Genomic DNA, 23,717 nt, shown 5'->3' on the forward strand with positions numbered 1-23,717 from the left:
GGAGGTCGGGCCGCGCAGGCCGGGCCTCCGCGTTTAGCTTCCCTTTAACGCGGCGGCACGCGAGCCGTTTTCCGGTAACATCGCGGGTCGCCCGCGCCGCCCGCCTTATAGATAAAGGGCCGCATGACGGGCCGCGCATCGAATCGACTAAACGAAGGACACGCTGTGAGCGAAGTAATCGAGTACAAGAGCTGGGTCTGCCTGATCTGCGGCTGGATCTACAACGAGGAAGAAGGCCTGCCCGACGAAGGCATCGCCGCCGGCACGCGCTTTGCGGAGATTCCCGACAACTGGCGCTGCCCGCTGTGCGACGTGGGCAAGGCGGAATTCGCCGTCGTCGAGTTCTGATTGCGACGACTCTGCCAAAGCCGCTGAGGCGTCATTTTCGCGCCCGAACGCGTTTGCTATACTCTTGGCCCTGCGCCGCGATATCGCTCGGACCCGCAAGGCCGAACTGCTTCGCACGCCGCTCCGCGCCATGACGGGTCACTTGGGAAACATGGCGATCGAACGGAGCCATGCTCGACCTCGCGCTCCCTGTAGTTCAGGGGGAAGAATGAGAAAGAAACCCGTTAAAAATCAAAGCTCATCTTCCGGACTGTAGCAATATCGTAGCAACCGAAAACGTCATTCAGCTAGAAAGTGACGTCGATTGAGAAATACAATCGCTCGCTCCGATCGATTCTTGCGCCCCAGCCATGATCCGTCGGCGCGCGGGAAATATCTCTACCAACAAGTCGAACCGGACCTACGCGGCTTTGCAGGGGGCGTAAAGTCCGTGCCAGGCTTCGTAAAATGCGCCGGCAGAAAACGCATCTCCGAGGGCGGGCACACAAAACGCTCTTGTGTTGTGCGCCCTTAACCATATATTCTCGTCCTAGCTGGCAGTCTCTCCGCTAGGCCTTCAAAAGACGAGGTTTACCATGGCCAAAGCCCCTTTCGACCCCAAAATCGCCGCGTTGCTAAGCGATCCGGAAACCCTGCGGGCATTCAGGACCCAGCTCATCAAAGCGAAGGCTAGCGCAAACGCTGGACAGGAAACGAAAGTTAGCATCCGAGACGCGGCGACCGGCGAAAAGGTCGTATTGCAGGTGACGGTCCCAGGAATATCGAAGAATCATTGATCTGACGCCTGGAGGCGACCGTGAATATCGCGTTCCAGGCCTTCCTGCTGATTCTTTTTTACCTCCCTGGTGCATTGTTCATCCTCGGGCTGACGGGCCGGATCTTCAGCGACGACGATGTCCCCCTTGTTTTCGGCTCGATAAGCAGCAACGCCGGACTGGCCCTCGCAGCGGCGGCAATCATTCATCTTATTGGCGCCTTGGTGGTTGCGGTGCTCCCGAACGGCTTGCACGCGCAGATTGGAGCCTCAACTTTTTTCGATCTCGTGTCGTCCGACACGAAGGCCCCCGCATACCAGAAGGCTCAGAACATTATTGAGAATAGCCTGGGATGCGAGGCAGCGTACTTCCTCTTCGCGGCGGTACTATCCTTCGCTGTCGGCTACGGTCTCTACCGATTGCAAGATCGACTGCAGCTCGACCGGAAATTCCCTTCTCTCCGGTTTAAACCGCATTGGCACTACGTTCTTTCAGCGAGCGGACCAGCAGCGCAGAATCAGGTGGTCTTGGTGGATTTTCTAGTGGATGTCTCTGGCACGGCAGTGCTATATACGGGCTTACTTAACGAATATACGTTTGACAAGGAAACAAAACAGTTAGATACGTTATTTCTCACGGATACGCTCCGTTCCGTGTGGGATATTACAAGTGCTGTCGGAAAGGATCCCGTTAGCCTACCGGTGGGGCTCTTCTGCCTCAAGTTCGAGGAAGTGAAGAACTTCACGGTCACATACATCAGCCGGCAAAACATCCAAGGGACGCAGCCGAATCAGACGGCGGCCCTCCTTCCCCAAGCAACAAGTGCAACGCAAGGCGGCACGACCGGAAATACACCAGGGCCCTGAGCACCGGTCGCGAGCCACAAACGTTGAAAGCAGGCGTCGCACTCTGCTGTAGCACTCGCGCTGAATTCCTCCCGCCTCCCGCGCTAGACCGGACAGGTCAAATACTGTACGTTTACACAGTATTTTGCAGGAGCCGCCATGCCTCACCGCGCGCCGCTAACCGCTCAGCGCCTCGCCGAAATTTACGACGAGAACCCAACGTCGGTAGTGCGTGAACTGCTTTGGGAAATCCATCGCCTCCGCGCCACAGTCTCGCGGGCAAATCAGGTGCGACAATTCATGGGGCCGACCGGCAGCCATGGCGTGCCCAGCTCGATCTGGGAGTGCTTCACCCGCGACCTCGACGCAGAACCCTGTCTGACTGACCCGCCGACCGCGCGGCAACAAGCGGTGGTTGACAAACTGGTAGACCGCCGAGCGCGGGGTTATGACCTTTACGATCGAGAGGACTAGGACCGTCGGATGAGCAGCACGCCCACGAGACGTTATGGAACATGGACGCCCCGATTTTACTCAGGCCGCTGCCCTCCCCATGCGCAGCGGCCTTTTTTTAAAAGAGCCCGGCCGGCTGAGCCGCATCATCCCAGCTGAAAATAATTACCTCCTTGCGCGCTGCTTCACGCCCTCCACCGCCGACTGTGTAGCAAGGCAATGTCCCAAAGGCAGTTGAAGGTTGGGACGGCGGGTGCGGCATAGATTAGGCGGCCTTCGGTTCGTGGTCAACGGGTTTTTCAGTCGGTTTCGCATTGGGACGCTGCAAGGCAGTGGCCAGCACCCAAAGCTCCTTCACGCCGAGGATCTTGCGGAAGTGCTTCTCCGCTTCGAGGAAACCTGCCGCGGTCCAGCGCAAGACCATGTCGGCATCGCGATAGCGCTTCACACGGCCTGCAACACGGCGCACCGCGCCGTTCGGATTCTCGATGATGTTGGTCGTCGACAGGCCGCGCATGAGCGCAGGCGTGAGCCCGAGTTCGTTCACCGTGAATGTCTCCTCCAGGCCCTCAAGCAGCGCAGCCGAGGCATCCGGATGTTCGGTCTTGAGCCACGCCGCGTGCGTCTTGAGCTTGGCCATGCCTTCCTTGGCCGGCAGCTTGTAGGCCGCTTTCATGATCGCCGCGGTTTGCGAAACGCACTCTTTCGGCAGACGTTCAAGGACATTGCGTTGCTTGTGCACGCGGCAGCGCTGTACGTGTGCACGCTCGCCGAAGAACTCCTCAATGGCCGAGCGCAGCGCCTTGGAGCCGTCGATCACGAACAGGTATTCATGCTCCGTGGACAGACCACGCTCGATCAGCCCGCGCAGCAGATCCTTGACGACCTGGGCGTTCTCGCTGGAACCGCTCGTGAGGCCCAGGAGGTGCTTTTCGCCAGTGCTGTCCACGCCGATGGCGGCAATGACGTGCCGCGAGTCAACGATAATGCCGTCGATGTAGATCGCCAGAAAGTCCTTGTCGTCGAGACGCCGTGCCTTGAGCTCGGCGAGCGCTTTTTCGCTGGCCTTGACGAACTCACGCGAGACGCTGCTTTTCGAGATGCCCACGGTGCCAGCCATCTCGGGCAGGACTTTGCCATAGTTGCGCGTCGAGACGCCCGTCACCATGATCTCGTGCATGCGCTCGCCCAGCCGCGCATTCTCGTTCATTTGCTCGTAGGCCGGAACCGGCACTTCGCCGCCGTCGCGCTGCCGCAGGCGCGGGCGCTTGACGCTCAATTTGCGCTCGCCCATCACGATCTGGCCTTGCTGCGAGCCGTGCCAGCGAATCTCGCCGCCTTTGCGGCCCGGATGTTTCTCGCCCGCGATCTCGGTCGCGGAAATCACCAGCAACTGCTCGACCAGGCCACGGCCGGCCTCGTGCATCAGTTCGTCGATGCTCGCACGAGTGTTTTGGAGCAGATCGAGCATTGGCAGCAGGAGCTGACTGTTCTCGGCGAAGCAGGTCCGCAGCCGGTCTTCGTTCTGCTTGGTGACGATGTTCAACGGCGCGCTGGCGCTATGGGGCTTCTTCTTGGTACGCTTCATTTGGCGGTTTTCCTTCCGGGGGGGTGGTCGTGGAAACCCGATTCTCCTGGATTCCCACGGGAAACCGCCGCCTTCAACCTTCAACTACGCCTGGGACATTGCCTGTAGCAAATATCGACCGTTTCGATATGGAAGCCGTCGAATGCGCGCCGGATGTCCGGGTGATCATTCAAACTCACGATTGCTTTTCCCTTCAACGCCTGGAGTCGCGCGGCCATCGCCTCGTATTCGCAGAATGGAAACGGCACGCCATACCCCTCGGTCTGCCAGTACGGCGGGTCGAGATAGAAGAGCGTATGCGGCCTGTCATAGCGATCTATGCACGCTCGCCAGTCTAGATGCTCAATGTACGTGCTTGCGAGCCTCAGGTGAGCCGCAGAGAGGTTCTCCTCAAGCCGCAGGAGGTTGAGCCCCGGTGGAGCAGTAGTTGCGGTTCCGAACGTCTGCCCTTCGACCTTACCGCCAAAGCAATTTTGCTGAAGGTAGTAGAAGCGCGCGGCCCGCTGGATGTCGGTGAGTGTTTCCGGAGCCGTTTGCTTGAGCCACTCGAACACCTGCCGGCTTGAGAGCGCCCACTTGAATTGCCGAACAAACTCCTCGAGGTGATGCTGCACAACGCGGTAGAGGTTCACAAGATCCCCATTCACGTCATTTATCACCTCGACACGTGCCGGTGGCCGCATGAAGTACAGCGCCGCACCGCCCGCGAACACTTCGACATAGCATTCGTGCGCGGGAAACCTGGGGATAAGGTGATCGGCAAGGCGGCGCTTACCGCCGATCCACGGGATGATGGGTTGAGCCATAGTGATTGCCTTTGTTGGATATTTGTTAGAATTCGGCCCGCCCTCCGGAGGGTTTTCAGGGCCTTGGCTGATTCACTGGATGCGTCAGTGGAAAGGTGACCGGGACGAATGCTGCAACATTCCCCCGGTCGCCCTGTCTTCAAAGACTGCTTGGTCTTTCGGATCTGTTGGATCACACGTTGTGGGCATGCCGCCCACCTGCCCCGGCCTGACCAGACAACACCTGGTCCGAACTGGACAAACACTTGTCAGCATCAGCTACCGAGGGCGAATCTTCCTGACGGCGTGCTAGCCTGAAACTCGGTCCTCGTGGGCGCGGTGGCCTCGGCCCACGATTTAGCTGCCGCACCGTCTGCGGAGACGGTGCGGTATTTTTTATGCCTACTCCGCGCCGCACCCACCGCACATTCATAGCGCGAACGCGACAAAAGCTTCCGCATATCCGACATCGGATGTGTTACCCGCATTTCATGCTCCGCTAGCGAAGAGCTAATTGCTACCATCCCCTCCCGATTGTTACCTAATGTAACGAACGCACAACCAGAGGGGATCGTTAGGACATGAAACTACTTGGGGTATTAGGATGCGCCGCCGCACTGACCGGTTGCGCCTCAATCGTCAACGGCACGAACCAGGTCGTTTCGATACAAACGGTTAAGGGTAGCGACGAAATCACCGGCGCTGCTTGCAAGCTCGGAAACGACAAGGGAACGTGGTTCGTCAAGACACCAGGTACGGTCACCGTCCATCGCGCGTATGGCGAGCTTTCCATCAAGTGCGAGAAGGATGGCGTTGATCCCGGTATCGCGACCGTGAAGTCAAGCACCAAGGGCATGGCATTCGGAAACATCCTCTTTGGCGGCTTGATCGGCGCAGGCGTCGATATGAGCACTGGCGCAGCCTACGACTATCCAGCGCTGATTACCGTCAGCATGGGACTAACAACCATCATCGAACCGCCCGCGAAAACGGACAGCGCACAACAGCCGGTCGCCGCCACTTCCGCACCTGCACCGGGGCCAACGATTGCGGCGGCGAAAAATCTCCAGGCCGCCCCGAACGCCAGCAAGGAGTGACGCCCGTCACCCAGCTTAGCAACCAGCCTGGTTCGGACAGGACATTGAACTCCCTCTGCGGTCAACTGGCTGTCACGAACCGTCGGGTATGCTTCGCAGTTCTCTCAGCTGGTGGGTCTGAGCCCTCGGATAGTGCCCACCGGCTCTTTTTGCCGCACCGTCCGCGAGACGGTGCGGCTTCTTTTTGGGTGTCGCGTCGCTCCTCCTACGAGCACTCTCCCTCGATCAGTCCGCGTCGCTGGAGTGCGCAGACGTACTGCTGGAGGTAATCGGCCTTTGCGCGGGCATCGCTGTCGGCGTCATCGAGGATTCCGAAAAGAGCCGCTCCCCACGCTGGTGATAGCTCGGCGTAGCCACTGGAACCATGGCCCACGCCGCCGGTGCCGGTGCCGGCACCGGCTTCGTCGGTACCGGCTGCAGTGAAGTTGGACACTGCGATGCGCAGCCGGCGAGTGCCGTCAGCAATAGCAGCGCGATTCTTTTCATTGTCGGCTTCATGGGCCAGTCGCTCCGTTGTCAATTGAACATCGATCGCGGCCACATCACTGGCCGCCTGGGCGTGCGCGTCCAGCGCACGATTTTCGGCATCGAGCGCCGCCTTCGAAATGGCCAACAGATCGTTGGCATGCTGCTCGTTGTCTTTCGAGTGCGCGGCCTGTACTTTCGCGAGTTCACCGCGCGCGATCAAATGCTCGCAGCTGAACCCGGCCCCTCCGGCCAGCAAAGCCACGAGCGCATACGGCAGAAGCATCTTCCACATCACAAGCCTCGCTCACAGATCGCGCGCTCCAGCGCGCGGCGTTTTACCAGGCCGGGAAGGACCCGACCGCCCGATGTCACCCACTGCGCCTTTCCCGAGTCGGACTCGTTCATCGCCTTGCACGCGCCGCGATAGTCGCCTGCATTGAAACGCCGCGCCGTCGTGCTACCGCAGTAGGCCCCTGTGCCGACGTTGTAGGCAAAGCTCACCGCTGCCCCGAGTTGATACGTTCGCCCCTTCAGGCCGGGCGTACACTTCAGCACCGGCTCGGCGTGCACGATGAGCTGCGTCTCTAGCGACTCGCGACACTCGGCCGCGCTGTAGACCTTGCCGACGACAACGTCATGCGTATCCCCAACGCACTTCGTCGGAATGCCTACAGGATCGAGATAACCGCGCAGCACCTCGCCCTCTAGTTTCGGCACCGTGGAAAGCAAAAGGGCTGCCGTAGCAGCCCCCACAACCCCCACCAGCGTTTTCTTCTGCACATTAGCCATCAGCCTTCTCCACCCGCGTTACGCGCGAACCAAGTACCAAAAGGAAGCCGGCAACAGCAACCCATCGCGCCCAGCCATGCGGGAGCGCAGCCTTCAGTTCATCCGGTATCTGCCTCCACGCATCGAACAGTGCAGGACCAGCACCAAAGACAATGGACAGGGCCGCCGACGTACGCACCGACGAGAGCTTGTGACTCTGGCGCCAGTCCTCAATCAATTTCAGCCTCAAAATCGTCACTCCTTTCCAAGAATCGCTTTCGTCTTGCGACGGAGCAGAATTTCGATGTACTGCGACCCGACGATCCCAAGCGCGCTGCCGATGCCGAGTAGCGCGAGTGGCGGCAGATCCGGAATCTGAAGCAGTGCGACACCAGCAACCATCGACGTGGCGGAACCCAGCAACGCCCGGCCCGCGACCACTCGAAAGGTCAATTGCTCACTGCTCACAAGTAACTTTGCGACTCCTATCAATGCGCCCACAAAGATCAACTCCAAAAGAGTCTTGTCAGGCTCTTGCATCCAGTCCTCCAGGACAAATAAAAGCCGCCCGGAGGCGGCCTGTTGTTGTGTGGCGGCGTCCCCGCTACGTCGGGATGACCGTGACGTTGATGCCGGCGCCGTAAAACGTCTGGCTCATGGAATCGGCGCTTATCGCGAAGCCGTAGTTCAACGCCTCACCAACGTTGTCGCCGGTATCAGAGCGGCGCACAACTTGGGCGGTGTATGCACCAGCTGCGACGCCATCGAACTCGGCGGACGGGGCCGTGGCGTCGGCGGCCGCAACGGAAACGCCATTCGCATCCAGCAGGGATGCCCGCAGCGAACTCGCGGTGACGTCGCCCGTGCAAAGCGACAGGATGTCGACTCGTACTTTCATTTCGGATTCCTCCCTTACTCAACAGTTGCCGATTTGAGGTAATTCTCAAGCGCGGTCAGATCGTCTCCCGTCAGCGCGGCATTGGCTGCTACCGCCTTCACCAGCTGGGTCGGTCGGTACTTCGTCGTCGACGTCGAGAAGTCCCAGTAAAGCCCGAACGCGAGCTCGGTGGCAAACGTCGCAGCGACCAATGCATTGTTCTGCAAATTCTGTTCGTATACGCCGTTGATACGCATGTTGAGCTTCCCGGATGCGCGGAAGAATCGCAGGACCGCGTACATCATCTGACTGGCCGTTACCACAGGACCCGCATAGTCCGCATAGTTCGTCTGCAAGCCACCCGGTGCTCCCATGCGGAAACGCCCCGAATCATCGTTCTCTAGGCGCCAGGCGTTGTTTGCCGACGTGTAGCTGCCAAGCGCAAAGCCACCCCATGTGCCGCCCGCGATCGTGAGCGCACCCGGTGCGAAGCGAACGCCAACCGTAAAGTCACCGGACGTATCGAACGTCGGCAGAACGAGAGCCATCGGGACACCCTGGATGGAATAGCCGGTGCCAGTACCGTCTGACGTATCGAAGAAACGGCCGGCCACTGCCGTCTGCCCATTTGCCATTCGCACCGCACCGCGCTCGAGGCGATCCTGAAACCCGGTCGCGGCCGCACTTACCCCCCACTTGGCGACCACAGGCCATGCCACGATGGAAGCCAGTTGCGCGAGCGCGAATTGCTCGGCCGTAACGCCCGGCGGCAATGCGTTGCCGATCTGAATTATTTGACGACGGTTCATGTTTTTCCCTTATGAAAGCGCCTTACGGAAGGCAACGCACCAGTTGTAGAGATTCGTGTTGTCGTACTGCGATTGGTCACGCGTATCCGTATCGCGCAGGCATCCACGTGACCCGGTGTTTTGCCCGCTCGGCATCGTGTTCAGGTTGAGCGCACTTTGCATTGCGTACTGCACGGTCGCACCTATCACGTAGTTCGCTGACAAGGTGAGCACGACGCTCGTGCCATCGCCGCCGAGCACAACGTTCGTGATAGTGGTGCCGGCTCCATCTGAATATTCGAACCCGTAGTTGCCGGGGTTCGTCACCACGGTCGTATCGAATGCGAGCACACCGACCGGACCAGCGACGGTATCCCCGCTCACGAGCGTGTTGTTGAACTGAATCGACACGGTGCTACCGGCGCCCACGATCGACACTGGCTTGAGCGGTTGCCACTTGCGGCCCGCAAGCCAGTGCCTCGACGTTCGCTCGCCGTACTCACCCTGCTTGACATAGCCCTCCGCGAGCATGTGCGCGTCGTCGTAATACAGGTGCTGGTACTTTGGGCCGATCAGGATGATGTTGGCGCTGTTGTCGTGCGCGAGCAGCTGGCCAAGCGTCACGCCTTCGTTCGCTACCTTCTGCCGGTTCATCTGCGAAAGGATCATCACCGGTGGTTGACGCTGCCCCGTGATCGGCATGATGTCAGCCGAGAAATCCGAGATCCACTCCTGCAGATAGCCTTCGTACGTCGTATCCGCAATGTTCCCGGTCTCGCTCTCACCATGAATGATGTAGAGCGTCGGCACGTAGTACTTCCAGCCCTTACCAGCCGCGGTGGCCTTGCCGCCTGTTACCGAGGCGATCAGACTCGCGTAAGGCGCTGTGCCTTTCTTCAGCCCCGAATACGGCGTTGCCCCCAGGCCCGTCGACGTCGCGAGGATGCGCTGACGGAAGCCCCACTTTGAGAGAAGCCTGTTGTTGCGCGCATTCGCAAAGCCCGAGCAAACCGTCTCGCCCACAACGCCGCTCCAGGCTTCCTGCAGCACGCCGAACTTCGTGAAATAGTTGCCCGTTCGCGGGTTGCCGACCGTCCCGTCGCCGAACGCTAGGCAGTACCATCCGTGCGGCGAGGGAACATTCGAGAACACGGTCGCGGCGGTAAATACCTGATTCACCGCGTCCCACGTGTAAGTCACAAAGCCCCGTGCGCCGAGCGCGAGCGACTGACCGTACACCGCAGTGTGCGCTACAACGCCCGACTCGGGCACGATCTCACCGGTCGGCAGGATCGTCACCGCGTCGTTGCCCCCTACGAACTCATGGTCGGTGATGCAGCGCACCGCCGTATTGTGGTGAACGACCGGTGCTCGCCAGTTGTATCCATCAAGCGTCAGCTGCCGATACTGCGACTGCCCGTCGAGCACCATGATCTGCTGCTCTGTCGTGCCGCCGTTCACCTTCGCTACCTGCTCGACCAGATAGCCGGAGGCATTGCCTCCCAATGCTCCCGACTCGAGTTGAGTCTGAATCCCCGCAACGGCCGCCTGCAACGGCGCTATCTCAGGATGTGTGTGTGTAGAGTGAAATACGCCGACGCTATCGATCCACGTCAGATACGCGCCATCGACCACGACCCCGTACGCGTAGTCTTGCCCCTTCGCGAGCGGGACTACTTTCGGCGCAAGATCCCGCAACATCGCGAACTGGCCGAACTCCGTATGCGTGTGCGTCGAATGGAATACACCACTTGAGTCCACCCAGATTTTCAGCGTGCCGTCGATCGTCACACCGTAATCAAGAGCGCTTCCCTGCGTTAGCGGCATCACCTTCGGCACATACTCGCGCAAGGTGGCGAACTGCGAGAACTCCGCGTGCGTGTGGGTCGAGTGAAACGTCCCCGCACTATCGAGCCATACCGTGTACGCGCCGTCGATGCACGCACCCCAGATGACGTCGTAGTACTGCGTCAGGGGGACGAATCGCAACGTTGCCGTGCGTGCATTGAGGTTCGTGATCGCCTGCGAATGGGCCTGCACTGCCACAAGGCTTGGCAGCGTAATGCCTGCACTGACAGCCGCCCCTGCCTGGTTCTGCCATACGTCGTAAGAGCCGGCCGCGTTCGTCGACGGCACGTAGAAATACTGCTGATCGGTCGTCGCCGCTATGCCTGCCGCCGTCGACGCATAAATGCGATTCGCTGCTGCGCCGACACCCGCTTGCGTAGCCGCCTGGTTTGCACTCACCTGCGCATTGGCGGCGAGTTGAGTCACAACCGGCACAGCCCCCGCCGCCGCATCGATCTCGTCGCTCTGGTCATTCAGGAGCTTTGCGACCGTTACAACCTGACCTCCCTCTGTCTGCACCGTGCTGCCGGCCCCTGTTGCGGGACCGTGAACGATGTCATGGAGCAGCTCACAGTCTACGGCGAGCCGATCGATTTCCTGCACTGGTGTAAGTGCCATATCTGATTTTCTCCAGGCATGAAAAAAGGCCGCGCCGGAAATAATCCGGGCGGCCTCGCGCATGCAAAGTTGCTTTGTTACGTCCCGCCACCGGGGCCGGAGTTATCCGACCCAGACGACTCGCCATCGCTTACCGAGACGTCGACCGTACGGGCCGCGGACTCGCTATGCCACGCGTTGTATGCCGTCACGTCATACGAATTGCCGGCAGTCACCTGGCACGTCGGGCCAGCCCCGTCAAACACTGTGTCGCCACCTTGCCGCACTACAAAGCCTGTCGCCTTGACTGCCCCAATACTCGACATGGAGAGCGTCGCCAATCCTCCGACGCCAGGCGTAACCGTCACTGTCGGCACAGCAGGCGGCGTGCTCTTGACGGTGATCGTTGCAGGCGTACCCATGCCCGCCACGTTGCCCGCTGTGACACGTACATCGAACGTATCCGCGACTGCGCCATACTGCTGCGCCTGCTCAAGCGTCCAGGTGAAGTTTTGCGCCGTGATCTCAGCGCTGTATTTCACGGCGCCGCCGACCATGACATCGATGTCGTAAAAATCGACGTCCTGCAGACGCTGGATTTCGATCGACAACTGGTCGCCCGTGAAGGGGTCGCGCAGGGAGAGCGAAGGCGCTGCAGGCGGATACACAAATTCCGTTACCGAGCCTGTCCACGTCGCGTACGGGCCTCCCAGGCCGCTCGCACCGTACGCTCGCACGCGAAACATCCAGTCACCCACCGCAATCGGTACGCTTAACGTATTGCCCGTCGAGGCGCCGAGCTTTGCCCACGAGACACCGCCGTTCGCGCTTGACTGGAATTCGTACAGCGCGGCGCCAGCCGCAGGGGCGGCTGTGATCGTCACATTGCCGGGCACGATCTTCCAGTCGACGGCAATCTCCGTGACGATCGGCGCATGAATGATGCCGGGCAGAGACGACGGCGAGACTGGTCCCGGCGGTGACTGCTGCGTTTCCGCGAGGTGGGGGCTGTCGGCTGCGTTGACGAACGTGAGATCGACCTGCCCGTTGTCGCCCGGAACGATCGAAATCACGCGGACATCGAGCATGGCTCGATCGATGCCCGGCCCGAAGCAAAAGCGTGTCGCCTCATACGAGAAGCCGTCGCTGAAAACAAAACCGGCCGGCAGCGCGTCGACGAGCGCCATGCTCATATCGTCCCCGCTATCCGGCTTCGAAACCCTTAGCGCACCCGTAGGCGAACCATCCGGCCAGATGAAATAGACATAGTGCTGCGCCCCCTCGGTCCACTCGAGTTGCTGGTCGACCATCACCATGCTGCCGTCCTGCCCGTCTACCGTGCCGGAAATCCCCCATTGCGGCAGGTCATGAGAGATACCGACCAAATCGCCGAATCGCGGAATAAAGCCCTCCAACTCGGTCGAGAGCGTGATCTGCTTGCGCTGATCGCGATTGGCATATGCTTTGTAGATCCCCTCTCTCCACGCCTGAGTTCGGTTGGTAACGCCGACCATCTTGATCGTGCTGGGAACAAGTGCAGGAGACCCTGTGGGAATACATGCCACCTCCTGCCATCCCCACGTTTGTTCGTCCAGGTACTGGATCACAACGTGGTCCGGTGTATCCGCCGCATAGAACGCATAGCTCACAGCGAACGAACTTGGGATACTGTTGTCAGGGGTAAATACGATCGTTCGCGCAGTCTTCAGCTCGTCGCGCACGATGCTGACCACACTCGCGAAATACATCGGCACCGCACGCCCGGCTGCCGCGATCGTCGTGAGCGCATCCCAAAAAGTCCCTTTGGTGTCGAACACTCCATTGAACTGGTCGCCACGCGCCGACCAGATGGCGTCGAGTTCGAGCAGCGTCTCCAGATCAACGCGCTTGTCCGCGAGCCCCCCACCGTAGGTCGTGTTTCGACACGCATCCGCGAATGCCCATGCGATCGATCGGGTCGGCTGCGGATCGCTCCACGAAGTCCCGTTCCACACAGGCAGCTTTCGCGTGCCGATAACATAGACCTGGTGCGCCGTCGATGAATTCAGGTTATTGGTCGCGCGTGCACGAAGGGCTAACAAGGTGCAATCGCCGTAATAACGTTCGCTCGGAAGGTATGCACGCATGCCTGCCCACTGCACCCGATTCTGTGCGCGACTATCCGTATTAAGGTTTGTCGTGCGGCGTGCCCGCACCTCGTAACGAGCGGCCGTCACCGGATAGCGATAGCTCATCTGCTGCGGCTGAGACGTTGCCATCTTCAGCTCGCGCGCATCGAGTCCGATCCAGCCGCTCGTTGCATTACCGGCGTCATCAATCTGCCGGGCCTGCACCTCATAGGTCAGCGCAAGAGAACCGAGGGAACCGTTGTCATTCGCGTAGAACAGCCCTGACGGCAGCGTGAGGTCGATTCCGATGAAGTTAGCCTTCGTGCCCGCCGGATTCGCCGTAAACGGCCCAACCCAATCACCACTGTCATTCGGAGCCTGCAACTCGATACCCCCGACCTCGGCGCTTGTGACGACATTGTCGGGAAAGAGCGTGACAGCCTGATTCGGCCCAACAATCTCATAGTCGATCTCGCTGAAATTCGCAATGGGCGTATCGCCGATCAGGATGGACTCGATCGCGAGTTCGCCCTGTGTGATGCAAAACAGCTCGTACAGGTACTGATCGTTGTCGGAATACTCCGTGTAGGGCTGCGAGGCGAGATCCGGCGTCAGCTTCATGCGACCATAGGCAGCCGGCATCGAATCGAGCAACCGCGCGCTGTTACCGCTCGACTGTAACGAATAGGTGGGACTGGTCGTAGTGCCAGTCACGCTTGAACTCGCGCTTACCGCCGGCACGATTGCATTGACTAGCAGCGAACCGCCAATCGATATTGCCATTCCTGCGGCGGCGGCCTGCCATCCTGTCAACGCCAAACCCCAGCCAGCCCCAGGCACAAACACCGCAGCGGCAAGCACGGCAACTTGCAGGATGATTGCAAGCGGATTCGAGCCTCCACCATGGCCGGCGCGGGCTTCGACATGGACAAGCGCTCCGTGGGGAATTTCGCGGTCCCAATCTCCGCGCAGCCAGTAATCGCCATTCACGCAGACCGTGCTCCACGAAGCGTCAACGGACGCTGCGGCGAGCCAATCCCGCACCGTCATTGGCCGCTCGAGGTGTACGATCCGTCGAGCAAGCGAGGAGCAAAGCGGGTTACGCGCGTGAATGACTGTCGCGCGGTAGGAACTCGTACCAAGTAGCACGCGGATACCCCATTACCTTGAGTTGATGTCGCGAGGTGTAGATCACACCCACCCCTTCCATGGCGTGAAGCACCCCGCCACCATCGATTTGCAGATAAATACCGACATGCGGCCGATCACCGGCACGCAGCAGCACGCCACAGCCGTGCACCGGGCTCGACACGATGCGCCAACGACCAGACTCCAGCTCATCGTGGTAGATCGCGCGCATCCCCGCAGGATCGGTGACACGCTCGGGCAGATGAATACCGAAGTGCTCTCTCTGCACCCATGCAAGAAGGCCCCAACAATCGAAACTGTCGGGGCCGCGTCCACCGCCCACCCATGGACGATTGATGTATGCGTTGACCTCATCGGACGTCATCGATTCAGCCCCGGAAAATCAGTCGTGGTATAGATACGCGACGGAAACGCCTTGTTATGGATGTCTGTAAGCGTTGCGCTCGTCGTCACCTGCGTCAAAGTTGCTTTGGCGCTCGATGCATACAGCGTTAGCGGCTCCACGTCCTGGGGACCTGCTGCCGGGTCTGCGGCACGAAAGCGCCGATAGGTCACTTCGATCTGCTCCGTTTGCCCGACCGCGTTTTCAAGGCGGGACACCACTTCGCGACTAACCCCATCGAGCGTTACATCGAGTTGCGGCGCTTGTCCCTCTTCCATCGACGGCAACTTGAAGTTGAACGCCATGGCTTCAAACTGGACAGAGTCACCAGCATTCAAAGGGGCGTCCGCCTCGAGCTTCGCCCGTATCGGCTCGTGATCAGCCACCACGCGAATCGGCGCTGGATTGCCGGCATCGTCGATGAATGTAGGATGGCGAATTTCCAGCGTATTGAGGACATAGTCGTCCTGCGGATTGCTCGCGTAAATCTCCGCGAGCGCTTGAGAGAGCGTCGCCATTTACCACCTCAATGGACCCGTAAGGTCCGAGTGAATAAGCCGATGGAGACGGTCCCCGGCCCCGAAGACTTCCTGCTCGCTGTATTTGCGCAACACGACGTAATAGTCGTAGCCGAGTACCGGCATCGACTTAACCTTCAGATTGGCAGTCACGTCAAACCACGTGCGCGAATCGCTGATTGACGACTGATAAGGCGGATCTTCGAAGAATTGGGCGTGCACCGCAGTGACACCCATGCCGTTCAATAGTCCGACAGAAAACGGTGCGGCGCCGAGGTTAATCTCGTACTTCAAAAAGGCCTCGAAAACCGCAAACTGCGTCCACGTGAATCGCCACTTCACCGAGATGGTGCTCGGGGTTTGCGTGAAACGGCGCCTGGTGCGACTGCGCCCGGAATCCATGTCTGTGGCGGCATAAACCGCCTTCGGCTGGACTCCGTAGCCATCCGCTCGCGGCTGCGGCAACGTGTCAGGCCATACTGCAATATCTGCCATTAGCTGGTCCCTCCCACGGTACGGTTCAAACCGTATTGCCGTTGCATCGCCTTTGCGGTTGTGCCGCGACCCGACTGAATGCCGGCGGCAATGTGCTGATCGATCGCGGGCAGCAGCACGTCGAGGCGCAGTCCACCGCTCGCGGTTTTCGACTGAGTCGTCTGCGTGCCGGCCGGAGCGTTGTGAATGTTCACCTCTACCTGCGGCGATGACGCCGAGGTGGAATTCCCTTCGACCGACCCACCATCAGCAAAGCGATTCGATCCGCTGATCGCACCGCCTCCATTCAGGGCCGTCAGAAAGCCACGCATGCCCGGACGCGATGCCACGCTCTCCTTAACCACAAATTCCCCGTTGGAGAGGCGCGCGTTGATGCTGTCGCTCGTGCCGGAGCCAGCTCCCCATACGGAACCACCGGTCGCAAAGCCAAGCCCTGCGCCTACACCGAACAAAGCCCCAGACCCAGATATGCTGGCCGGCATGGTGAAGCTATATCCGGCGCTGCCCGTGAGCGTGCTCGGCGAAAGGAATCCAAGAATGCTGTTTGCGAGGCTGCTATACGCCTTGTTCGCAAAAATCTGCGCAAACGAAGCCAGCATACTCGACACCATCGACGCAACCGCCTGCGCAGGCGTTTTTGTCCCCGTGACGATGTCGGAGAACATGCCAGTGAATGCACTCCTCCCAGCATCCGTGAAGTCCTGAAGATAGCCTTGGCTGTCGACCATTGACTGCCGGATCTTGTCGCGCAACTGATCGAGGCTGCGCAACACGCCCTCGTCGTTTGTCGACCACGAAAGCCGGTTCACCTGGTCATACAGGGTCTGCAACGACTGGACCGTTTCCTCGGAGTTGTCACGCAACTGACTGAATCCGTCGAACAAACCAGCCAGGCCCGTTTGCTGATCCAGGTCGATCTTCGTTTGCGCGGCCTTTGCCTGCGCGACGATGTCGTTATATCGAGCCGAGAGTGCCGTGAGTTGCCGATCCTGATCGAGAAACGCAGCGCCCGACAGATCGCCCGTGCTCACCGCCTGCAAACTCGCGCCGCGATACTTCTCGTCGAAATCCGCGAGCGCCTTCGTCTCCGATACGCCAGCTTGCGCGAGGAGCGCGTTGTGCGCGTCGTCGATCGACTTCTTGTATTGGCGCTGAGCCTCCGTTTGCTGGGTGATCAGCACGGCGACCTTTGCTGCGTTTTCCTGTGTCACCTTGGCGATCGACGTGTCGACTTCGCCGATTTGCTGGGTGATCTTGATACGCTCCTCGGACGGCGCCCTCCAGTAGGCATCCTGAAGCGTTTTCTTCTGCTGCTGATAGGCAGCAATCTGTTGCTGCGCAGTATCGTCGGCAAGCGAGATCTCGGCCTCGTAATACGCCTGGTCGGAAATCAAAGTTGCTTTGTGCAGCGCCTGCAGTTGATCGTCCGACGCCTTGTATGCCGCGTTGATGAGATCAAGGCCGTTTTTCGTCGTCTGCAATGCCGCTGCCAGTTCATCCTTGCGCGCCTTGTTCGCAGCCGATACGCCGCCTTGATCGGCATAGTGCTTGCGCAGATACGCTTCGTCGGTCGCCTGCTGCGCAGTGGAGATCTGGTTGTTTGGGTTTGCCTTGTTATAGGCGGCGACGTTCTTTCGGTACTCCGAGAGCGCATCGTCAACCCGATGGATGCCGCGCTCCTCGTCCTGCAGTTTCTTCAGGAAGTCTGACGCCTTGATGCCGGCCGCCTGGTCTATGTCGTTTTGCGACTTCGTTGTGGCAGCGTCCTGCTCTTTCAGCGCGTCGCGGTTCAGTGCATCAAGTTGCGCGCGCGCTGCGTTCAGTTGCGGCGTAAGCAGATCGCTGTTCATCTTGCCGGTCGGCGAGTTGAGCGCGTTTTGCAGGCGCTGCACCTCCGCAGTGGCAGCTGCGATCTTCTCGGCCGCCGTTTCGGCCCGGCCAAGCGATTTCATCCACTCCCAGACGCCACCAATCGCGGCCCCCACACCTCGCCACGCCTTTTCGAGATACCCGAGGTTTTGCAAAGACTGTCCACTGATCTGTGCATCGAGCGCCTTTGCAACCGCGAGAATGGCACCCTGCTTGTCCCCCGCATCCTCGAGCGCGCGAATGTATTCGTACTGCGCCGTCGTGATGAAGTGCATGCTCGTGTTGTGCTGCTCGGCCCACTTCGCAACGCCCTCGGGCATTTTTGCGTAGTCCTCGGCAATATCATCGAGGCTCTTGCCGGTCAGATCATGCATTCGCACTACGTCGGCGCCGAGAATCTGAAGCGCCTGCCCCGTGATCTGTCCCGAGGATACGAGCGCCTGAAGGCCCTCGCGCGCGGTTCCGACGCTCGATCCCGTACTCGACGCAATCGACTGCGTGAGCGCCTGAAAGCTGCTTGCCGTGACACCCGCATAGTTCCCGGTGAGGATCAGCGAATTGTTGAATTTTTCGGTCTCCGCGTGTCCCTTTACCGCAGCGACTGCAAACGCGGCAATCGTTCCGATGAGGCCGACGATGGAAAGGCCCGCTGCGCTGGTGACCACCTCCACTGCATCCATCTCCTCGGCGAGAACCATCGAAGAGCCAATGAGATTCTTGAAGCTGCCGGTCAACGTCTCGTGCGCCATCACGAGGAGTTCCCGGCGCGCGGCGGCAGTATGAATACCGATCTTGTCCATGCCGGCCGCACCAGTCTCGCCGGATTGCTTGAGTGAAGTGCCGACGCTTGAAGCGGTTGATTTGATATCGCGCGCCCCGGCGTTATAAGCGGACGGGTCCATCGTGATCTGAACGACCAGTTGGCCCAGGGAACCACTTGATGCAGCCATATGGCCTCTCTCACGTATGACGCACAGCGCGTGCGCGTTCATCTATATTCAGGACGAGTGCATCACGTCGAGCGCGGCCTCCTCCATAACGCGCAACTTCTCGAAGACAGCCGCGCGGCGCTTTCTGGCGACGCCAAGCAGGCGAAATACAGGGTCAATCGCGCCGTAATCGATACCGGTCTGCAGAACGCGCGCGGACGCCATCGTCGATACAGCAATTGCGCGCCACTGCGTCCCGAGCGCGAGGAAAACCTGAACGGTCTCCCAGTTATCCGGATAGACCTCGAAATCAGATTCCCTGGCACGCTCGCGCGCAGAATCGACATCAACCTGACGCGCACCGAAGGCAGCTAACGCGGAGGCGACGCCATCGTCGATCCCGCCGTCGTCAGGCGCGACCCCTGCCCACTTACGCGCCGCCCCAATCAGTTTTTTCTTGCGGCTCCCGAATGCGCCTCGAGGAAAGCCCCCCAGAGTCCGACAACTGCATGCGGAATTTTCAGCAGCGAATCGCGGTATTCGGTCGTGAAGGGCAATTCCTGGCCTGTCGCGTCACGCAAATCGGACCATCCGGTAAGCAGGTCAGCCAAGACCGTTCGGATGGGCTTATTGGACTTCAACAGTGCGTCAAGCTCGTCGCTGTCAAGCCGCCGAAACACGGCAACAAACGTGAAATTTTCAACCGCACCATCCGGCGCATTGCCGGGCTCCGTGACTTCTACCTTGGCAGTAAGCGTGGGCGATTTGCTGAGTACGTAGGCCATTTAAACCCCAATGAAAACGGGCCGCGCTTTGGCGGCCCGTACGTGATGAACAAGCAAAGTTACTTTACGGTGATGATCAGCTCATCGTTGCCGTTGAGCGGGTTGACTCCAAGATCCCCATTGAGCAGCGCTTTGTTGTTTTGATCGGAGTACGAGAGGTTGCTGATCTGCGCTTGCGGCGCCTCGAGCAGAACGATGTTTCCCGCTGCCTGCCCCTGCTGAATCGTCAGCGCGCCAAGCGTCGCATCCCGCGCAGCAGTCCACCAGTCTTTGTCGGAGACTTTGGAAAGCTCCATGACGATCTTGCCGGTCGGCGCCCGATCGTCGACCTCGGCGCCCTCGTCGCCGATCATCTGGAACCAGTTGAGCGAATTCGCAATATCCAGAGACAACGACTGGAGCGGCCCGCTGTAGCCGAACATCGACCACGTGGTATTCGCCGTATTCGCGATCCTGGGAGTGAGGAACTTCGAGAAGTCCACACCCGCCGGGAGCGGCGAATCAGTCACGGGGTTGTAGGTCCCCATGAACTTGAACGACATCTTCGGAATCCCCGCCGAGGTGATGTCGAATGAGACCGTCCCGTAAGCGTCCGTCAGCTGATGCAACAGACCGTCGAGGTGATAGTAGATCGTGAGCGGCGTGTCCGGCTTGAGGCTCACTGGCGCATATTTCACGTCTGAGCCAGCCGTAATGGTTTCGGCGAAATAGCAGGCGACGAGCAGTCGGCCCCATGCCGGTGCCATGCCGGCGGCACCTGAGCCAGCGATCTCGACATCGAAACTCAGTTCCGTGTGGACGCCTGCCGTCAGTTGCTGATTGTTGCCATAAAACGGGCGGATAAGGTCGCGGCTGACCATCGTCGCCGCAAGCGGCGTATGGCTCGGATTCGTCACCAGCATCGCATCGTCTGCACCGGTCGGCACGGCTGGCGTGCCGATAGCATCCTGCAGCTTCGCGAGAATGACTGTTTTCTTTGTGGATTTCGCCATCGAGGTTCCCTCTAAATGTATACGACGCCAGCGCTACAGGGCCTCGGTCGGCGTCTGGTACTGAAACAGATACTGGATAGTCACGACGCCGATGCCGCCCTCCGCATCGGCGACGCTAGGCTCTTCAGTCGGCCCTTCGACGACGCCCATCAAACCCGGCGCATCGAACGCCAGAACGATCGGATGCGCGAGTTCGAAGATGTCGTCAGCGGCACGATCGGGTGCGGCGTCGCGCACGACTGCGGTCAGATTGAAAATGCACTCGCGCGTCGTGACGCCGATGTCCGTCGTCGGCACGTCGCGACCACGATGAACCACAAGCACGCGTGGCTCGCTGCTGCTCACCGCCTCAAATACTGAGCGCTCGACCTGCACGCCGAGCGCCTGCAACTGCGCATCGCCCGATAGCGCCTGCATGAGCGATTCAACATACGACTCGCGTCGCGTCGTCATTTCGCAACTCCCAGATCGGCAACCATGAAGAAGCCATCGTGCTGTCGGCGTGGGGGCCGCAGTACGCGATACCGGACATCATCGATCGACAGCAACGAGCCGCGAGCAAGATCGGAAAGGTCGTGAGCCTGATATTCAATCTGGTACTCAGCGGCCGTTGTCTGATTGCCCAGCTCGAGATGATCGGGCGCAACGAATCCGACCTGCACGCTGCCGGGCACGCCGTCGACGTATGCCGTCTTGAGCATCCCGACAGCGGCAAAGGCGTCCCAGAATATGCCGGGATCGAACACGTCAGGCTCCGGGCAGTCGCACTCGCGCTGTGGCGCTGTTCGCGACCACAGGCGCCGCGAGCACACCATAAGCAGTGTTGCCCTCGGCGACGGTTGCAATCGTGCCGGCGGCGGTCAGGTAGGCTGCATCACCTACGGCCCCGGCCGCCGCCGCATCCGCCGGCAGCTCGAAGACACCGACGATCGCGTATTCGCCAGACGTGTTCGCTGCGTACGCGCCACTTGCGACCGCCGGCAGCTTCGAATTGCCGAGCGTCACGGGCTGGCCGGAAATGACAGCGGCGGCGAGCGTCGCCGTCAGGGTCTTGCCGTGCTGAATGAAGTTGTTCATATGGGGTTCCTGTCGGAAATGGTTCGCTTGAACTGCGGATCACGCCGGGCGCACATATGCGCCCGGCAACGTGCCTTACGCGGCGCCGGGGTTCTTGTAGAGCCCGCGGAAATCGATTGCCTTCGCCGCGAAGTCGAGACGAGCCTTCACCTTCAACCCGTCGACATCGAAGTCGAGCGACTGCTCGGTGTAAAGACCCTGCTCACCGTCGAGATAGCAGTACTCGACCGTGTCGATCATGGACGGGTCCGCAGCGAGATACCAGCCGGTCGTGCTGACAGCATCCAGTCGCGCCTCGACAATCGGCGTGAGGGTCCCGAAGAACGGGTTCTGCTCGGTCGCCTGATTCGGCGTGTACTGGTTGCTCGTGTACTGACCCGCGACCGTTTCGAGCGCCGCCGGCACCAGCAGGTAGCTCGGCGCGAGATTCAGCGCCGTACCATCTCCCGGCGCCTTCTGCACTCGCATCGCGGCGCGGCCGGCCGACAGCGACGCGATGCCGATGGCCGCCGCCTGCCCGATGTTGTTGTGCGCCGCATGGAACAGTGCCTTGCCATCGGACATCGGAGTGTTGCCGGTCAGTGCACCATAGACCATATCGAGCTCGAGGTTCGCAGCCGCGCGCCCAAAATACAGCGGCACGCGCTCAAGCGCCGAGAGATCGTCGTTGATGATCATCTGGCGCGTGAACGAAACGATCTTGCCGAACGTGCCAAGCTGGATCGTCTCGCCGCCGTCGACCAGCTTGCCGTACTTGTACTCCCCGGCCTCGTTGACCTGTTCGAGCTTCAGCGCACCATCGACCATCACGCGCGTCGCAGCGCGGAAGTCGGTCAGCACGCCCTGACGCGCCCATTGCGAGAACGAGCGCGGCGCTGCCGTGTACGCTTCGCGAAGCGTGCGGTTGATCACGTTGCCAAACACGACCGGAAGATCCGAGGTCGTGTTGTAGCCGCGCTCGCCCATGCCGAGCGCAATACCGGCGATCTGACGGCGATCGAGGCCACGCGTATCGACACCCGCTGCTTCAAGACCGACGCGGCAGAACTCGCCGAGCGTCATGCCGCGATACTGACGGCCTGCATCGGTAAGCGAATGGCGCGGGTTGATGCGGTGCATGAGGGCGTTGGACATCGCCTCCTGCCGCACTTCGGTCTCGTCGGTCACGGTTTGCACGCCCGATTGCGAGCGCGTTTGCGCCGCATTCGAGCGCTCAGCGAGCATACGCAGCAGTTCGGCGCGCACCGCATCGACCGTGGTGCCGTTGTCGACGAAGCGATCGATCAGCACCTGCGGATCCTCGAGCGTGCTGGAGCGCACTGCTACGCGAATCTCCTGCACGCGCTGGCGCTCCTCCGACTGAGCTTGAGAACGAGCGGCTTCGGCGCCTTCGGCCGGCGGATTTCCCGGCTGTACCGGCGGGGTGACCGAAGCATTCGCGGTGGGTGCGGTGCGGGCTTGGTTGTTTTCATTTTGGGTCGTCGGCATAGTTGCTCCTTCGTTTTGCTGAGAGGCGTTCGCCCCGTTGGGTTGATTGCCTGCGCCTCGCTCGACGAATTCGCAGGGAAAGAAACGCTGATGGCCGCCAGGATCGTCGCCGCGCGTGGTCGAGCCCGCGTCAGCCGGGATCGCGACGAGCGAGACCTCGTAAGGCTCCCAATCCGTCGCGCGGTAAATCCACTGATCGTTGCCCTCCTGGCCGGGAGGGATCATTTCGACCCGATAGGTTCGATAGCCGACCGAGACGTTGCGCAGGATGCCGTCCTGCACGTCCTGGAAATACGGCTCGGCGATGTCGCGCTTTGAAAAGCGCAAAGTTGCTTGGCCGGTTCCCGATGCGCTGTTGAGCGAGGCCGACGAAACAACGCCGAGCACACCATCGAGCCCGGCCCAGCGGCTGTGGTTGTTGAGAAGCGGAGCGCTGCCCGATTCGAGGCGCTGCATACGCACGGCGCCGGGCTGCGTACTCAACTCCTCGAGGTAGTTGCGGTCGCGCATCCAGTCGTAGCGCAGCACCTGCGCGCCGGTCGTCCAGGTCACGTCGACGGTGCGCGCATCGGCGTTCACCGAAGAGACCGGCATCTCGCGACCGAGGATCGGCATCGATGAGCCGCGCGGCTGGGCTCCACCCGGCGAATTTGCTGTTTGGGGCATCGTTTGCTCCAATGAAAAACGCCCGCAAGCGCGGGCGTTTTG

26 protein-coding genes and 1 pseudogene are annotated in these 23,717 nt (G+C 60.4%); 5 read left to right on the forward strand and 22 right to left on the reverse strand.

Annotated features, from left to right (window positions below; translation table 11 throughout):
* Positions 1-165: 165 nt before the first annotated feature.
* The 4 genes from AB4Y40_RS29885 (at position 166) to AB4Y40_RS29900 (ending at position 2,422) form a co-directional block, all read left to right on the forward strand.
* Positions 166-348: a rubredoxin gene (locus AB4Y40_RS29885; protein ID WP_368690909.1), complete on the forward strand. Its 183-nt coding sequence runs from the start codon at positions 166-168 to the stop codon at positions 346-348.
* A 575-nt stretch (positions 349-923) separates the two neighbouring features.
* The gene (locus tag AB4Y40_RS29890) at positions 924-1,124 is read left to right on the forward strand and encodes a hypothetical protein (RefSeq protein WP_368690910.1); all 201 of its coding nucleotides are present in this window, start codon (positions 924-926) and stop codon (positions 1,122-1,124) included.
* Between the two features lie 20 nt (positions 1,125-1,144).
* Positions 1,145-1,969 (forward strand): hypothetical protein, encoded by an 825-nt coding sequence (locus tag AB4Y40_RS29895; RefSeq protein WP_368690911.1) that lies wholly within the window; start codon positions 1,145-1,147, stop codon positions 1,967-1,969.
* Between the two features lie 138 nt (positions 1,970-2,107).
* A complete protein-coding gene (locus tag AB4Y40_RS29900; protein ID WP_368690912.1) occupies positions 2,108-2,422 on the forward strand; it encodes a hypothetical protein in 315 nt (104 codons plus the stop codon).
* A gap of 97 nt (positions 2,423-2,519) precedes the next feature.
* Here AB4Y40_RS29900 and AB4Y40_RS29905 read toward each other — a convergent pair.
* The 3 genes and pseudogenes from AB4Y40_RS29905 to AB4Y40_RS29915 all read right to left on the reverse strand — a co-directional run.
* Positions 2,520-2,600: pseudogene (locus tag AB4Y40_RS29905) on the reverse strand (DNA adenine methylase); the annotation flags it as partial.
* 66 nt (positions 2,601-2,666) lie between these two features.
* Positions 2,667-3,989, reverse strand: coding sequence for an IS256 family transposase (locus AB4Y40_RS29910; protein ID WP_368690913.1), 1,323 nt, complete (start codon positions 3,987-3,989; stop codon positions 2,667-2,669).
* 80 nt (positions 3,990-4,069) lie between these two features.
* Positions 4,070-4,795, reverse strand: coding sequence for a DNA adenine methylase (locus AB4Y40_RS29915; protein WP_368690914.1), 726 nt, complete (start codon positions 4,793-4,795; stop codon positions 4,070-4,072).
* Positions 4,796-5,355: 560 nt separating this feature from the next.
* Here AB4Y40_RS29915 and AB4Y40_RS29920 point away from each other — a divergent pair.
* On the forward strand, positions 5,356-5,871 hold the full coding sequence (locus tag AB4Y40_RS29920; protein WP_368690915.1) for a hypothetical protein: 516 nt from the start codon (positions 5,356-5,358) through the stop codon (positions 5,869-5,871).
* Positions 5,872-6,076: 205 nt separating this feature from the next.
* Here the strand turns inward: AB4Y40_RS29920 and AB4Y40_RS29925 are convergent, their stop codons facing one another.
* The 19 genes from AB4Y40_RS29925 to AB4Y40_RS30015 all read right to left on the reverse strand — a co-directional run bounded on the left by AB4Y40_RS29925 (position 6,077) and on the right by AB4Y40_RS30015 (position 23,675).
* Positions 6,077-6,631, reverse strand: coding sequence for a lysis system i-spanin subunit Rz (locus tag AB4Y40_RS29925; protein WP_368690916.1), 555 nt, complete (start codon positions 6,629-6,631; stop codon positions 6,077-6,079).
* Positions 6,631-7,128 carry a lysozyme gene (locus tag AB4Y40_RS29930; protein ID WP_368690917.1) on the reverse strand — a complete coding sequence of 166 codons (498 nt, stop codon included), beginning with the start codon at positions 7,126-7,128 and terminating at the stop codon, positions 6,631-6,633. The genes AB4Y40_RS29925 and AB4Y40_RS29930 overlap by 1 nt, the downstream gene beginning before the upstream one ends.
* Positions 7,121-7,366: a hypothetical protein gene (locus AB4Y40_RS29935; RefSeq protein WP_368690918.1), complete on the reverse strand. Its 246-nt coding sequence runs from the start codon at positions 7,364-7,366 to the stop codon at positions 7,121-7,123. The genes AB4Y40_RS29930 and AB4Y40_RS29935 overlap by 8 nt, the downstream gene beginning before the upstream one ends.
* On the reverse strand, positions 7,363-7,647 hold the full coding sequence (locus AB4Y40_RS29940; RefSeq protein ID WP_368690919.1) for a holin: 285 nt from the start codon (positions 7,645-7,647) through the stop codon (positions 7,363-7,365). Before AB4Y40_RS29940 ends, AB4Y40_RS29935 begins: the two co-directional genes overlap by 4 nt.
* 64 nt (positions 7,648-7,711) lie before the next feature.
* Positions 7,712-8,005, reverse strand: coding sequence for a hypothetical protein (locus tag AB4Y40_RS29945; RefSeq protein ID WP_368690920.1), 294 nt, complete (start codon positions 8,003-8,005; stop codon positions 7,712-7,714).
* Between the two features lie 14 nt (positions 8,006-8,019).
* Positions 8,020-8,793, reverse strand: coding sequence for a hypothetical protein (locus AB4Y40_RS29950; protein ID WP_368690921.1), 774 nt, complete (start codon positions 8,791-8,793; stop codon positions 8,020-8,022).
* Between the two features lie 9 nt (positions 8,794-8,802).
* The gene (locus AB4Y40_RS29955) at positions 8,803-11,301 is read right to left on the reverse strand and encodes a hypothetical protein (RefSeq protein ID WP_368690922.1); all 2,499 of its coding nucleotides are present in this window, start codon (positions 11,299-11,301) and stop codon (positions 8,803-8,805) included.
* Between the two features lie 14 nt (positions 11,302-11,315).
* Complete coding sequence (locus tag AB4Y40_RS29960) at positions 11,316-14,375, reverse strand: host specificity factor TipJ family phage tail protein (protein ID WP_368690923.1); 3,060 nt, start codon at positions 14,373-14,375, stop codon at positions 11,316-11,318.
* A 49-nt stretch (positions 14,376-14,424) separates the two neighbouring features.
* Positions 14,425-14,838, reverse strand: coding sequence for an NlpC/P60 family protein (locus AB4Y40_RS29965; protein WP_368690924.1), 414 nt, complete (start codon positions 14,836-14,838; stop codon positions 14,425-14,427).
* On the reverse strand, positions 14,835-15,374 hold the full coding sequence (locus tag AB4Y40_RS29970) for a DUF1833 family protein (protein ID WP_368690925.1): 540 nt from the start codon (positions 15,372-15,374) through the stop codon (positions 14,835-14,837). Before AB4Y40_RS29970 ends, AB4Y40_RS29965 begins: the two co-directional genes overlap by 4 nt.
* Positions 15,375-15,869, reverse strand: coding sequence for a hypothetical protein (locus AB4Y40_RS29975; protein ID WP_368690926.1), 495 nt, complete (start codon positions 15,867-15,869; stop codon positions 15,375-15,377).
* Positions 15,869-18,688, reverse strand: a complete 2,820-nt coding sequence (locus AB4Y40_RS29980) for a phage tail length tape measure family protein (protein ID WP_368690927.1) — start codon at positions 18,686-18,688, stop codon at positions 15,869-15,871. The genes AB4Y40_RS29975 and AB4Y40_RS29980 overlap by 1 nt, the downstream gene beginning before the upstream one ends.
* A gap of 48 nt (positions 18,689-18,736) precedes the next feature.
* Positions 18,737-19,225 carry a DUF1799 domain-containing protein gene (locus AB4Y40_RS29985; RefSeq protein WP_368690990.1) on the reverse strand — a complete coding sequence of 163 codons (489 nt, stop codon included), beginning with the start codon at positions 19,223-19,225 and terminating at the stop codon, positions 18,737-18,739.
* Positions 19,114-19,452, reverse strand: a complete 339-nt coding sequence (locus AB4Y40_RS29990) for a hypothetical protein (protein ID WP_368690928.1) — start codon at positions 19,450-19,452, stop codon at positions 19,114-19,116. The genes AB4Y40_RS29985 and AB4Y40_RS29990 overlap by 112 nt, the downstream gene beginning before the upstream one ends.
* Positions 19,453-19,511: 59 nt before the next feature.
* Positions 19,512-20,444: a phage tail tube protein gene (locus AB4Y40_RS29995; RefSeq protein ID WP_368690929.1), complete on the reverse strand. Its 933-nt coding sequence runs from the start codon at positions 20,442-20,444 to the stop codon at positions 19,512-19,514.
* A gap of 33 nt (positions 20,445-20,477) precedes the next feature.
* Positions 20,478-20,897, reverse strand: coding sequence for a hypothetical protein (locus tag AB4Y40_RS30000; protein WP_368690930.1), 420 nt, complete (start codon positions 20,895-20,897; stop codon positions 20,478-20,480).
* On the reverse strand, positions 20,894-21,190 hold the full coding sequence (locus tag AB4Y40_RS30005) for a hypothetical protein (protein WP_368690931.1): 297 nt from the start codon (positions 21,188-21,190) through the stop codon (positions 20,894-20,896). Before AB4Y40_RS30005 ends, AB4Y40_RS30000 begins: the two co-directional genes overlap by 4 nt.
* A gap of 1 nt (position 21,191) precedes the next feature.
* Positions 21,192-21,521, reverse strand: a complete 330-nt coding sequence (locus tag AB4Y40_RS30010; RefSeq protein ID WP_368690932.1) for a capsid cement protein — start codon at positions 21,519-21,521, stop codon at positions 21,192-21,194.
* A gap of 75 nt (positions 21,522-21,596) precedes the next feature.
* Positions 21,597-23,675, reverse strand: coding sequence for a prohead protease/major capsid protein fusion protein (locus AB4Y40_RS30015; protein ID WP_368690933.1), 2,079 nt, complete (start codon positions 23,673-23,675; stop codon positions 21,597-21,599).
* Between the last annotated feature and the right edge of the window lie 42 nt (positions 23,676-23,717).

Origin of the sequence: Paraburkholderia sp. EG287B, from assembly GCF_040965595.1 — a bacterium.
GTDB lineage: Bacteria > Pseudomonadota > Gammaproteobacteria > Burkholderiales > Burkholderiaceae > Paraburkholderia.